This window comes from Rhizobium fabae (assembly GCF_003985135.1).
Taxonomy (GTDB): Bacteria; Pseudomonadota; Alphaproteobacteria; order Rhizobiales; family Rhizobiaceae; genus Rhizobium; species Rhizobium pisi.
The window spans coordinates 479,393-492,318 of record NZ_ML133645.1 but is presented as its reverse complement, the minus strand read 5'-3'; the positions used below and the strand labels follow the sequence as shown (position 1 = coordinate 492,318).

Below are 12,926 nucleotides of genomic sequence, written 5' to 3'. Positions count from 1 at the left end.
TTGGCACAGGCCGCCAGCCGGAGTTTCGACTGGGCGGCAAAAACTAGCAATTAGGCTCGAAGATTGTATATACCTAAATTTAAGGTATCGAGTATGCTATTTTAGATATGTTTGAACAAATGTGATCGGAATCCAGAGCGAGGGTTTCGAATTCGTATCGCAGCAAAAAATCACCGGAAATGATGTCAAAGCCCGCGGGATCGATACCGCAAATGCGCCAGGAACCCGATTCCGGCGCTTTTAGCCGTGTTGCGAGCCTTTCGGCCACATCAGGGTGGCGTTCTACTAAATCTCGCACTGCGTCGGCCGCCGTGGCGGCGATCGCCTCATTGGCGGGCGACTGGATGACGAGATCGTCGCCATCGAGACGGTAGGCGCGGCCGAAGCCGCCATTGAGGCTCGCCTGTTTCGGGTTGAGGCGGAAGAAAAGGAAATCAGGAAAGTCGATATAAAGCTTGGCCTTGTCGTGGCGATCGAGAAAGCGTGCGCGGATGCGCTCGTGAAACGCGTGGCCGCGCTCCACGGGTTCCGCCAGGCACTGGGTCGTCAGGCGGCCGTAGGCAAGAGGATCGCCCTTGCCGGGTTCGCCGGTCAGGAGCGAGGCGCGGGGATCGCTCCCGAGCGCCTTCGTGTGGGCCGACAGCCTCGACACCAGGATGACGGGCACGCCGTCGATATCGGTGGCGAGCAGGACACGGCTGGCGAAGGGAAAGCCGGTCTCGGGGTCGAGAACGGCAAGCGCCGCGTGCCTGGCGGAGCGCAGAAGCACGCGGGCGAGCTTTCGAGCGTCGTCGTCGGTTTCGCGAATAGGCGAGGGTTGATCTTTCATATCCGCTTTGTGGCAAAGCGGATTGAAAACATCAAGCTTCCTGCTTGCGACGATGGCGGGTGAGGCCGGCGACGATATCCTGGGCCGAGATGGTGCCGACGATCGTGCCGTTCTCGACAATGCCGATGCTGCCGGGCTGGCGGGCAAGAGCGTCGAGGACATCGACGAGCGGCGTTGCTGCGCGTGCCGTGGCGCTGACGCTCATACCGGCGGCCGTCTGGCCGAGGCCGGGCTGCATGACGTCGGCTGCTGTCAGCATGTTGATCGGATTGAGGTTCTGCACGAAGTCGGCGACATACTGGTCGGCAGGGTTCTTGACGATGTCGTGCGGCGTTCCGCACTGGATGATGCGGCCACCCTCCATGATGGCGATGCGGTTGCCGATGCGGAAGGCCTCGTCGAGATCGTGACTGACGAAGAGAATGGTCTTCTTCAGCCGCCGCTGAAATTCCAGGAGCTCGTCCTGCAGGCGGGTGCGGATCAGCGGATCGAGCGCGGAGAACGGCTCGTCCATGAGCAGGATCGGAGCGCCGGTGGCAAAGGCGCGGGCAAGGCCGACACGCTGCTGCATGCCGCCCGACAGCTCGTTGACCTTCCGGCCCGCCCATTTCGTCAGGTTGACGAGTTCGAGCTGTTCGCCGACGCGGACCTTGCGCTCAGCCTCCGGCATGCCGGCGAGTTCGAGGCCGAAGCCGACATTCTCAGCGACCGTGCGCCAGGGCAGGAGGGCGAACTGCTGGAACACCATGGAGACGGTGTGAGTGCGCAGATCGCGGAGCGCCTTGCTATTGCACTTGTACGGGTTGACGGAACCGGTTGCAGTCGAGACCGCGACATCGCCGCGCACGACAGGGGCGAGCCCGTTGACGGCGCGCAGCAGCGTCGACTTGCCGGAGCCGGACAGGCCCATCAGCACCAGGATCTCGCCTTCCTCGATCGTCAGCGAGGCATTGGCGACGCCGAGCACAAGGCCGGTGGCGGCGCCGATTTCGTCGCGCGTTTTGCCCTGGTCGACCATAGCAAGGGCTGCTTCCGGCCGGTCGCCGAAGATGATGCTAACATTGTTGAAGTTCACCGCGGTCATGCGCCGTCTCCTTCACCCGCCGAGCGGAACATGCGGTCGAGAATGATCGCCAGGATGACGATGCAGAGACCGGCTTCAAAGCCTTTCGCGACATTGACGGTGTTCAGCGCGCGTACAACGGGCACGCCGAGACCATCGGCACCGACGAGGGCGGCGATGACGACCATCGACAGCGACAGCATGATGGTCTGGGTGAGGCCCGCCATGATCTGTGGCGTGGCGAAGGGAAGCTCGATCTTGCGCAGCACCTGGGTCGGCGTTGCGCCGAATGCGACGGCGGCTTCGACGAGCGAAGGCGGCGTCGAGATGATGCCGAGGCGGGTCAGACGGATCGGTGCGGGGATCGCGAAGATGACGGTCGCGATCAGGCCCGGGACCATTCCGAGGCCGAACAGGATCAGCGCCGGGATCAGGTAGACGAATGTCGGGATCGTCTGCATGAGGTCGAGCACCGGGCGCATGGCGGAATAGACCCAGGCGCGGCGGGCCGCCGCGATGCCGAGGGGAATGCCGATCACCATGCTGACGAAGGTGGAGGCGAGCACGAGGGCGAGCGTCTCCGTCGTCTCCTTCCAGTAGCCCTGGTTCATGATGAGCAGCAGGCCGAAAAAGGTGAAGAGGGTGACGGCGATCGACCGACGCAACCAGAAGGCCAGCGCGGCGACGACGACGATGACGATCAGCGGGTGGGGCTTCTGCAGCACGAAGAGCAGGCCGTCAATGACGTGCGACAGCAGGAAGGCGAGCTGGTTGAAGAACCACTCACCGTTCGATGTCAGCCAGTCTACGAACAATTTAGCCCACGGGCCAATCGGAATCTTAGCGTCGGTGATCCAGTTCAAGGGGCGCGCCTATTCTGAAAAGAACAACAATCGGACAAAAATGAAACGGGGCGGCGAGCCGCCCCGTTCATATCATCAAAGGCCGAGGCCGGTTTTGGCGGCCGCCAGCGCGTCGCCCTTGCCGTCGCGGGTCTTGACGCCGGCGAGCCAGGGCTCGAGCGCAGAAGGGTTCGCCTTCAGCCATTCGGAAGCCGCAGCTTCCGGCTCCTTGCCGTCGTCGAGGATCTTGCCCATGATCTGGTTCTCCATCTCGAGGGAGAAAACCAGGTTCTTCAGCATCGCGCCGACGTTGGGGCAATCGGCGAGATAACCGGCGCGGACATTGGTGTAGACCTTGGCGCCGCCGAAATCAGGCCCAAAGATGTCGTCACCGCCGGTGAGGTAGGTCAGCTTGAAGTTGGTGTTCATCGGATGGGGTTCCCAGCCGAGGAAAACCACGGGCTTGCCAGCCTTGTCGGAACGGGCGACCTGGGCGAGCATGCCCTGTTCGGAAGATTCGACGACTTCCATGTCCTTCATGCCGAAGGTGTTCTTTTCGATCATATCCATGATCAGGCGGTTGCCGTCATTGCCGGGCTCGATGCCGTAGATCTTGCCGTCGAGATCGTCCTTATGGGCGGCGACATCCTTGAAGTCCTTGATGCCGAGTTCCGCGCCCTTGGCATTGGTGGCGAGGGTGTACTTGGCGCCAACGAGGTTAGGGCCGAAGGATTCTACCGACTTGTCCTCGATATAGGGGCGGACGTCCTTTTCCTGCGTCGGCATCCAGTTGCCGAGGAAGATGTCGATGTCCTTGTTCTTCAGCGAGGTGTAGGTGACCGGCACCGAGAGAACCTTGATGTCGGTCTGATAGCCGATGCTTTTCAGGACGACGGATGCGGTCGCCGTGGTGGCGGTAATATCCGTCCAGCCGACGTCCGAGAAGTGGACGGTGGAGCAGCTGTCGGGATCGGCGGCGAATGCGGCGGTCGCAATGGACAGAGCGGCAACGGCAGTCGCGGTGACGAATTTGAATGTGCTTGTTGTTTTCATTTTAGACTCCCAGTCTTTAAGTTCCCAAGCCAATCACCAATAGCCGAGTTTGACAAGCGACCTCAGTGTGTTTGCGTCGTATCAAAGGGTGCGATTGCGACGTCGGGGGATTTTTATCCTACCCCCTGTTTTCAAGGGTTTCGGCGGTTTTGGGGCGTGGAATCCTGTGATTATCACCGTCACGGGGCTTTTCTTTGCCATTCCGAGCTTTCAAAAAGCCGATCAAGGAGAAATCGGATGGCAAAACTCTATTTCAACTACTCGACGATGAATGCCGGCAAGTCGACGATGCTGCTGCAGGCCTCCTATAATTATCAGGAGCGCGGCATGCGCACGGTGCAGCTGATCGCCGCCTTCGACGAGCGCGCCGGCCGCGGCATCATCGGCTCGCGGATCGGGCTGGAGGCGGATGCCATTCCCTTCGAGCCGCACGAGGATCTGTTCCGGCTGATCGCGGGCTTGAGCGGAGAAGGCGCGCCGATTTCCTGCGTCTTCGTCGACGAGGCGCATTTCATGACGTCGGTCCATGTCTGGCAGCTCGCCCGCATCGTCGACAGGCTCGGCATTCCCGTCATGGTCTATGGGCTCAGAACCGATTTCCAAGGCAAGCTGTTTCCGGCCTCGCAGGAGCTGCTGGCGATCGCCGACGAAATGCGCGAGGTGCGCACGATCTGCCATTGCGGGCGCAAGGCGACGATGGTGGTGAGGCTCGACGCGGAAGGAAAGGTGCTGCACGAAGGCGCGCAGATCGACGTCGGCGGCAACGAGAAATATGTTTCGCTCTGCCGCAGGCACTGGGACGATGCGATGAACGGCGCCTGGATCGCCGAGCCGGTCTGAAGCCGCCTGTTTTCTTTGGCGCCGCAAGCAAAATAATGGAGCATGACGTCGCCCGAAAACTGCTCACACTTTTCGGCATCATGCTCTAGCTTGAGAGCAGGAGATTCCCTGGAGAGATCAGGTGCGCAAGCCCCCGCCATTCGACAGCCAGTATGAAGCCGCAGGCGGCCTTGCCGAGAAGATTGCGGCTGAGGGAGCCTATTGCGTGGCTTGCATCGGCGCCTTCAGCGGCGACGAAACACGATCTGCCGACGAGGTCTTCCTTGAACAGAATGCCCGCTTCCAGGCCCATGTTGTTGACGGCGCCGCGCTCGACGTGCTGCTCGCCGAGCTGGTCTTTTCCCTCGATCGGCTGACGGCCGAGGTTTCGGCCGATCTCGACAGTTTCCGGGGATTGACGTTGCGCGAGAAAATGGCCGGCTGGGTGTCGCGCCAGCGGATGTGGCGCAAATATACCGAACGCGTGCGCGAGGCGCCCGTCGTCGAGCGATTGCTCGATCTTCTGGCGAAGTCGGATGCGCTCGCCAGGCTGATCGCAAGCCAGCGCGTCTCGATCACCGAACGGCACAAGGCAGCCGAACGCGGCCTCGTCGACATCGTCGAGCAACGGCGCCGGCTGGTCGATTCCATCGATATCGCCCGCCTCAAGATGAAGGAACTCAACGCCAAGGCGCTGACGACCCAGGGCCGCATCGGCGTCTATGGCAACAGGGCGCATTGGGAGCAGATGGAGGCCGAGCGACGGGCGCTGAGGGCGGAGGCCGAGCGCATTTCCGCCGAGGAGCACGAGATGCGCGACGACAGCCAGCGGCGCGAGCACTTCATCGGTCTGTTCCAGTCCTTCGTCGATTCGTTGAACGGCAGGATTGCCGCCTGCAACGTGCTGCTGCGCAAGCTGATGATCGATGTCGAGGAGCGGCTGATCATCTATCAGGCGCAGGTCGATACCGACCGGCCTGGCATGAAGACGCGGATCAAGCCGGAATTCTTCCCCGATATCGCCACACCGATCAGGCTGTTCGAGAAGGGCATGCTGGTCGCCCAGGATCTGGAGCGGCGCAAGAGCCGCGCCGATCTCGAAGCCACGGGGAAGTTTCCGGCCTATGCCGAACCGTCGCCGGAGGCATCGGGTGCGCCGCTGATCGACACTGCGCGCAGATCTTTCCGTCTCAGGCTGCCTTTCCTCAGTTCCTGAGCCGCAGCGCGCGGCCCGCGCCGCTTTTGCACAACGCCTACGTTCGGAAAAATCGAAGGCCTCGTGTTGTGCTCGGCCCACCGAGCGCATATGTGGATGCAACGGGGCGGCGAAGCCTCGATGTTCGCCTCGCCTGACAGGAGACGACGATGCTTGACCGGATAGCCGGTTTTTTCAGGCTGATCGGCCAGACGATCGGCCGCTGGGCCCGACTGTTTGCCGCCTGGGCCTTCTGGCCCTTTCTCGCAGCGCATGGCTGGTATCAGCGCCGGAGCTGGATGATCCGGCTGCCTGTGATCGCGTTCGTGGCGCTCTTCGTCGTGCTCTACGGATATTTCTTCTGGCAGACACAGGCTTGGACGAATTTCAACCCCGCCTTCGTCGACCAGTATCGGCTTTCCGAGCGCAAGGTCGCAGCCGGGCAGGACTTGCCTCTGGCCGAGGGGGCCGATGCCACGGCGCCGAAAACCTGCCAGCGCTCGGCGATCGTCGATGTCGCGGCTGACCTCACCGATTTCAACGTCAACCAGAACGCATGGATCTCCTCCATGCTGCTCTACAAGGCGGGCTTCTTCGGCATCGACTGGGACCACACACCCTTCTTCGACAACAAGGCGTCGTTCCAGCGTGGCGTCAACCAGGCCGTCCGGCGCACTTCGGTGGAGCTTGTCGACACGCTCGGGCGCGTGCGCGGCACATCGGGCATCAACAACGACCTGCAGCGCGCACGCGGCAACCTGCAATTCGACGAATACAGCTGGTATTTCGGCCTCAATCCCTTCGGGCCGAAGACGCCGACACCTTCCTATTACCGCTCGGCGATCGACAGCCTGCGCAAGTTCAACACCGATCTTGCCGCCTGCAACGCCATCTTCGACGGCCGCGCCGACAATCTGGTGCAGTTCGTCGACCGCATCGCTAACGATCTCGGCAGCACCTCCGACATGCTCGCCGAGCGCTCGGAAAACCACAATCGCGGCTGGTTCGATACGCGCGCCGACGACCGGTTCTGGTTCGCCTACGGACAGCTCTACGGCTACTACGCGATCATGGCGGCCGCTCAGGCGGATTTCTCGCAGGTGGCGCAGGAACGCAATCTCGGCGCGATCTGGGGCGGCACGATGCGGCAGTTCCAGGCGGCACTGCGCATTCAGCCGGCGATCATCTCGAACGGGCGCGAGGACGGCTGGATCATGCCGAGCCATCTCGCCACCATGGGCTTTTATATTCTGAGGGTGCGCTCGAACCTCGTCGAGATCCGTTCGGTGCTCGACCGCTAAAATTTCAGCGGAGCGGCGTGTTGTCCTCGAGGCCGACGATGCGCAGTTTCTCGACGAATTCATAAGTGATGCCGACGATGCCGCCGCCGCTCTCATCGTCGCGGAAGCGGCCGACGCTGCGCACCAGCTTGCAGCCGCCAAGCCGGTTGTCGACGCGATAGACGAAATGGAAGCCGACCCGGTGAAGGCTTGCCTGCTCGAAGGTTTCGGCGATCAGGCTACGATCTTCTTCGTGGATGCGCGACATCAGCTCGGTCAGATTGACCGGGCCGTCGCTGTAGGGGAGGTCGAAGATCGCGTGAACATCCTCGCTTGCGAAGAAATGTCCCGTCTCGATGTCGATGCGCCAGAAGCCGAAAAGGCGATAGGCGGCGAGCATCCGGACGATTTCCGCATCGGTGATGCCGATGTGCGCACGGGATTGTTCGATCTTGTCGACGATGGGCTGTTCGAAGCGAAGAGGCACGGTTCCACCAGGTCACGGGACGACCCCGCTGACTCTCTTCTGATACTTCAGTTGATCAGCTTCAATCGAATGGCCTTAGCTACCAACTGGGTACGGTTGACGCAATCGAGCTTTTTGATCGCGTTCGTCATGTAGGCATTCACCGTGTGGTCCGACAGCGCCAGGATCTGACCGATCTCGATCGAGGTCTTGCCCTGCGCCGTCCAGCGCACGACTTCCAGTTCGCGGGCCGAGAGCGCACTGTGCGCGCTTTCCTCGTTGCGCTTGACCGCATTATACGCGTCGAGCGCATGCAGGATGATCATCGCCAGCTCGTTGACTTCGCTCTGGCCGAGCGCTGCCCGCTCGCCGCAGAACCAGAAGACCAGGCGCTGGCCGTCGGCTGCGATGGTCGGCATGGCAACGCCTGCCGGTATGGCATGGCGCAGCATCAGGGCGCGCAGTTCGGCGGGAAAGGCCTGGCCATTGACGGCGTCGTTGAGGTGCCAGACCGGCGGCACAGCCGACTCCCTCAGCCGCAGGCCGAAAGGGCAGCCACGCATCATGTGGGTGCGATCGAACTCCCTGACATAGGCGGCCGGGAGCGAGCTCTCGATCAGCAGGGGTTTGAGCAGGAGGTCTTCGGGAGAGGGGGCGTGCATCAGCGTCGCATGCGACAATCCGAAGGCCGCAGATATTCTGTTGAGCGCCTGTGCAAACAGACCCCGTGTTCTTGCCGTCGCAAGTTCCGCCGAAAGCATAGACTGTCTTTCAGAGGTGGTCATGTAAGACATTTATACGCCCCCGGCAGCCCTAATGTTACCGCTATCAGATACAGAATCTCGGCCGGCGGCTAGTCCAAATTGACGTCATACAAGTCCAATACACGCCGATTAATTCAAATTGTGAAGAAATAGTCACAGCTACGCGCGTCTCGGTTGAGTTGTGTGTGATGCAAGTACCGTTACGGTATCACTGACTTCTTTCGTGACCTGGTCACTGTGAGTTTCGCCTAGGCCGGAGCGGAAGAGAATCACTTCGGGGAACGTCGGGACGGCAGCGGCAATCGAAATCTGGCTTGCTGCAATCCAGTGCAATTGCTAAGCGTATTATCATGTATAAATGAGGCGATTTAATCGTGCGCTTTGCAGTTTCTTTTTTCGTGAAGTATCTGTTTTCCCTGATATTACTTTCTTCATTCCTTTTGATCTTGCCGATCGCTGCAACCTCCCAGGCTGCCGAGCAGAAACAGGCGGAACAGCCGCCGATGCGGTTCATCATCGTGCGCAACTCCCTCTGCCAGGAGAACTGTCCGGAATGGATATCGGCGGAGGGACGCATCACCGCCGATACGCCCGCTCGCTTCAGAAAAATCCTCAAGAAGATGGGCGAGCGGAAACTGCCGGTTGTCTTCCGTTCGGAAGGAGGCGACGTCGACGCCGCCTATGCGATGGGCCGGATGATCCGCAAGACCGGTGTAGAAACGGCGGTCGGCGGCACGCGGCTGAAGGGTTGCCCGGTTCAGGATACGCTCTGCGACGCCGCCATCGCAAAGGACGGCACGGCGGCCGGTTACACCTATTCGGCCGGCGCATATTGCTTTTCCGCCTGTCCGCTGGCGTTTGCCGGCGGTACGTCGCGGGTCGCGTCGCAGTGGTCCTTCATCGGCGTCCACCAGATCACGACCATCTACAACAGGGTGCGCGTCTCCTACCGCATCGAATACAAGATCGTGAACGGCAAGAAGAAGGAAATCTCCCGCAAGGAGATCGGCCGCACGGCGGCCGGCCAGAGCAGTTCCACCAAGCTCGGCAAGAAAGCCAACGCCGCCCTGACGGCCTATCTGAAGGAAATGGGCGTCAGCGACGATGTGATCGACATGATGATGAGCGCCACGCCCGACAACATCCATATCGTGCCGGCTGCAGACGCCCTTCGAACAGGTCTCATGACGGATATGCTTGCTTACAATGAGTGGCCCGGCATGCCGCTTTGCGCGCCGGATGCCGCGGCCGAGACGGTTTGCCGGCGCCATCCGGCAGCTGCCGCGTCGGTGGCAGTTGCCGCGCCTGTCGTAGCTGCCGCGGCTGAGGCAGCGGGAGTGCCTGCCTTCAAGGCGTCCGCACAGAATACGGCGGCACAAGCAAGCGAGAGTCTGCCGAAAACCCAGCCGATGGACTTTCTCCTGATGTCCAACGGCAATTGCCAGGAAGAGTGCAAGCAGTGGATTTCTGCGGATGGAGACATCACGCCTGATACACCGGCTCGGCTGAAAGCTTTCTTGGAGACGCTCGGCGGGAGAAAGCTGCCGGTCGTCCTTCAGTCCAATGGCGGGGATATGGATGCGGCTTTCGCGATGGGGCGTATGATCCGTGCTGCAGGTCTGGAGACCTCAATTGGCAAAACGCAATTGCCGAATTGTCCAAAGCTGGATCCGCGCTGCAAAGCGAGCATCGCCAAAAGCGGACCGACCGAGGGCGAAGTCTTTGCCGGCGGCGGGCACTGCCTTTCGACCTGTACTCTTGTCTTGATGAGCGGAATGCCGCGGATTGTCGGATATTCCAATATCGGCCTCGTGAGACCCACGACGGCTGAATATACGAAATTCTTCGCCTATTTCGACGAGATGGGCGTCAGTGGCAAGACCTACGAGACGATGATGCTCGGGACATCGATTGAGCGGGGAAATATAGTTCGTTCTCAAGCGCTCGAACTCGGCATCATCAATGGTATCATCCCTAATGACGACGAGCCTGGCATGCATGTCTGTGGGCCGGAGGCCAGGGAAAGCCTTCGATGCCCCAGAAAAGCGGAGGCGGAGATCGTTCCTGCTACTGTGTCGGTCAATTGATATCAGGACGCGAAAGAGCAGGGCTCGACGTTTTCGTGTCAGGCTTACTGCTTGTTCACCCGGCCTGAGGCGCCTCTGTGCCGCCCTCTAGGCCTTATCCTTCAAATCGTTCTTCGACGTCACGCTCATGAGCTTTTCCAGGAAGCCGAGCATGACGGCGGAGGCGACGAAGGCAAGGTGCATGAAGGTCAGCCACATGATCTTGCCGTCGGCGTATTTGTCCGCGTTGAGGAAGACCTGCAGCAGGTGGATGGAGGAGATGGCGACGATCGAGGAGGCGACCTTGATCTTCAGGCTGCCTGAATCGAGCTTGCCGAGGAAGGAGACCTCGTTGTCGGCTTCACTTGCCTCATCGAAGCGGCTGACGAAATTCTCGTAGCCTGAGATCATCACCATGACGATCAGGCTGGCGACCAGGGCTGCGTCGATCAGGCCGAGCATGGCAAGGATCATCTCCGCCTCGTCGAGTTCGAAGACGCCGGAGGCGACCTTCAGGAACTTGTAGGCGAAGGAAACGGCGTAGACGGCGAGCGCCAGCACCAGGCCGATATAGAAGACGACGAGGAGCCAGCGGCTGGACAGAATGACGCGCTCGATGATGAGTTCTAGTGATTTCATGCCTTCATCCCGTGAAACCGCAATCGTTGGTCATCACATTAGCGCCCGGTGCGGCGGCAGCAAAGTGTCGCGCTATTCACACCCCGCCGATATTTCGATATCCGATAGAGAGAATTGCGACTCCGCTCCCGCGGAGGTCGGGACGGGGGACATCCATGTCAACGATCAAGTCCGATATCGAAATCGCGCGCGCCGCCACCAAGAAGCCGATCGTCGAGATCGGGGCGAAGCTCGGCATTCCGGCCGAGCAACTCGCCCCCTATGGCCACGACAAGGCGAAGATCAGCGCCGAGTTCATTGCTGCGCAGACGGGCAAGAAGGACGGCAAGCTGATCCTCGTCACCGCGATCAATCCGACGCCGGCGGGCGAGGGCAAGACGACGACGACCGTCGGGCTTGGCGACGGGCTGAACCGGATCGGCAAGAAAGCCATCGTCTGCATTCGCGAGGCTTCGCTCGGCCCCTGCTTCGGCATCAAGGGCGGGGCGGCCGGCGGCGGCTATGCGCAGGTCGTGCCGATGGAAGACATCAACCTGCATTTCACCGGTGATTTCCATGCGATCACCTCGGCGCACAATCTGCTGGCGGCGATGGTCGACAATCACATCTACTGGGGCAACGAGGAGAATATCGACATCCGCCGCATCACCTGGCGGCGGGTCATGGATATGAACGACCGGGCGCTCAGAAGCATGGTCTCCTCGCTCGGCGGCATTGCCAACGGTTTTCCGCGCCAGGGCGGCTTCGACATCACCGTTGCCTCCGAGGTGATGGCGATCCTCTGCCTTGCGACCGACCTCAAGGATCTCGAGCGACGGCTCGGCGACATCATCATCGGCTACCGCTTCGACAGGACGCCGGTGCACGCGCGCGACCTGAAAGCCGACGGCGCCATGGCCGTGCTCTTGAAGGATGCCATGCAGCCGAACCTGGTGCAGACGCTGGAGAACAATCCGGCTTTCGTGCATGGCGGGCCTTTCGCCAATATCGCCCATGGCTGCAATTCGGTGACGGCGACAAAGACGGCGCTGAAGCTCGGCGACTATGTGGTGACCGAAGCGGGCTTCGGAGCCGATCTCGGGGCTGAAAAATTCTTCAACATCAAATGCCGCAAGGCCGGGCTGAAGCCGGATGCAGCCGTCATCGTCGCGACCGTAAGAGCGCTGAAGATGAATGGCGGAGTGAAGAAGGAGGATCTCGGCGTGGAGAACGTCGGGGCTCTGAAGAAGGGCTGCGCCAATCTCGGCCGGCACGTCGCCAATGTGCGCCGCTTCGGCGTGCCCGTCGTCGTGGCGATCAATCATTTCGTCTCGGATACCGATGCCGAGATCGCGGCGGTGAAGGAATTCGTCTCGCGGCTCGGCGCCGAAGCGATCCTTTGCCAGCACTGGGCGAAGGGTTCGGCCGGCATCGAGGAGCTGGCGCACAAGGTGGTGGAACTGGCCGAATCGGGCCAAGCGAAATTCCAGCCGCTCTACGGTGACGAGATCTCCCTGTTCGAGAAGATCGAGATCGTCGCCTCGAAGATCTACCATGCCGGCGAGGTGACGGCCGACAAGGCGGTGCGCGACCAGTTGCAGACATGGGAGGAGCAGGGCTACGGCAGGCTGCCGATCTGCATGGCGAAGACGCAATATTCCTTCTCCACCGATCCAAACCTGCGCGGCGCGCCGGAAGGGCACATCGTCTCGGTACGCGAAGTCAGGCTTTCAGCCGGGGCAGGCTTCGTCGTCGCCATCACCGGCGAGATCATGACGATGCCCGGCCTACCGAAATCGCCGTCGGCCGAACGGATTTTCCTGAACGATCAAGGTTACATCGAAGGGTTATTTTGATCGAGTGGACGGCTTGGTGGGCAAGCGCACCGCCGGTCTATTTGACGCGCAGGTTCAGTTTCCGGAGGGGTTGCG

General features: G+C 61.0%; 12 protein-coding genes. 5 read left to right on the top strand and 7 right to left on the bottom strand.

What is annotated here, in order from left to right; genetic code table 11:
- Positions 1–79 precede the first annotated feature (79 nt).
- From EFB14_RS02525 to EFB14_RS02510, 4 genes are all read right to left on the bottom strand, one after another.
- On the bottom strand, positions 80–829 hold the full coding sequence (locus tag EFB14_RS02525) for a HugZ family pyridoxamine 5'-phosphate oxidase (RefSeq protein WP_126822409.1): 750 nt from the start codon (positions 827–829) through the stop codon (positions 80–82).
- 31 nt (positions 830–860) lie between these two features.
- Positions 861–1,913 (bottom strand): choline ABC transporter ATP-binding protein, encoded by a 1,053-nt coding sequence (choV, locus tag EFB14_RS02520; RefSeq protein ID WP_126822407.1) that lies wholly within the window; start codon positions 1,911–1,913, stop codon positions 861–863.
- Entirely contained in the window at positions 1,910–2,755 is an 846-nt protein-coding gene (choW, locus tag EFB14_RS02515; RefSeq protein ID WP_125847417.1) for a choline ABC transporter permease subunit, read from the bottom strand. Before choW ends, choV begins: the two co-directional genes overlap by 4 nt.
- A gap of 75 nt (positions 2,756–2,830) precedes the next feature.
- Positions 2,831–3,787: a choline ABC transporter substrate-binding protein gene (locus EFB14_RS02510; protein WP_126822405.1), complete on the bottom strand. Its 957-nt coding sequence runs from the start codon at positions 3,785–3,787 to the stop codon at positions 2,831–2,833.
- A gap of 237 nt (positions 3,788–4,024) precedes the next feature.
- Here EFB14_RS02510 and EFB14_RS02505 point away from each other — a divergent pair, with 237 nt between their 5' ends.
- From EFB14_RS02505 to EFB14_RS02495, 3 genes are all read left to right on the top strand, one after another.
- Positions 4,025–4,627, top strand: coding sequence for a thymidine kinase (locus tag EFB14_RS02505; protein ID WP_126822403.1), 603 nt, complete (start codon positions 4,025–4,027; stop codon positions 4,625–4,627).
- 121 nt (positions 4,628–4,748) lie between these two features.
- A complete protein-coding gene (locus tag EFB14_RS02500) occupies positions 4,749–5,822 on the top strand; it encodes a hypothetical protein (RefSeq protein WP_126822401.1) in 1,074 nt (357 codons plus the stop codon).
- Positions 5,823–5,971: 149 nt separating this feature from the next.
- Positions 5,972–7,102 carry a DUF2333 family protein gene (locus EFB14_RS02495; protein WP_126822399.1) on the top strand — a complete coding sequence of 377 codons (1,131 nt, stop codon included), beginning with the start codon at positions 5,972–5,974 and terminating at the stop codon, positions 7,100–7,102.
- 4 nt (positions 7,103–7,106) lie between these two features.
- On the opposite strand, the gene EFB14_RS02490 is transcribed toward EFB14_RS02495, so the two are convergent.
- Both EFB14_RS02490 and EFB14_RS02485 read right to left on the bottom strand, forming a co-directional pair.
- A complete protein-coding gene (locus tag EFB14_RS02490) occupies positions 7,107–7,568 on the bottom strand; it encodes a PAS domain-containing protein (protein ID WP_126822397.1) in 462 nt (153 codons plus the stop codon).
- A gap of 47 nt (positions 7,569–7,615) precedes the next feature.
- Positions 7,616–8,341, bottom strand: coding sequence for a helix-turn-helix transcriptional regulator (locus EFB14_RS02485; protein ID WP_126822395.1), 726 nt, complete (start codon positions 8,339–8,341; stop codon positions 7,616–7,618).
- Positions 8,342–8,685: 344 nt separating this feature from the next.
- On the opposite strand from EFB14_RS02485, the gene EFB14_RS02480 reads away from it, so the two are divergent.
- Entirely contained in the window at positions 8,686–10,398 is a 1,713-nt protein-coding gene (locus tag EFB14_RS02480; RefSeq protein ID WP_126822393.1) for a hypothetical protein, read from the top strand.
- 87 nt (positions 10,399–10,485) lie between these two features.
- On the opposite strand, the gene EFB14_RS02475 is transcribed toward EFB14_RS02480, so the two are convergent.
- Positions 10,486–11,016, bottom strand: coding sequence for a TIGR00645 family protein (locus EFB14_RS02475; protein WP_126822392.1), 531 nt, complete (start codon positions 11,014–11,016; stop codon positions 10,486–10,488).
- A gap of 155 nt (positions 11,017–11,171) precedes the next feature.
- Between EFB14_RS02475 and EFB14_RS02470 the strand changes: the two genes are divergently transcribed.
- Positions 11,172–12,851 carry a formate--tetrahydrofolate ligase gene (locus EFB14_RS02470; RefSeq protein WP_126822389.1) on the top strand — a complete coding sequence of 560 codons (1,680 nt, stop codon included), beginning with the start codon at positions 11,172–11,174 and terminating at the stop codon, positions 12,849–12,851.
- The last annotated feature ends 75 nt before the right edge of the window (positions 12,852–12,926 follow it).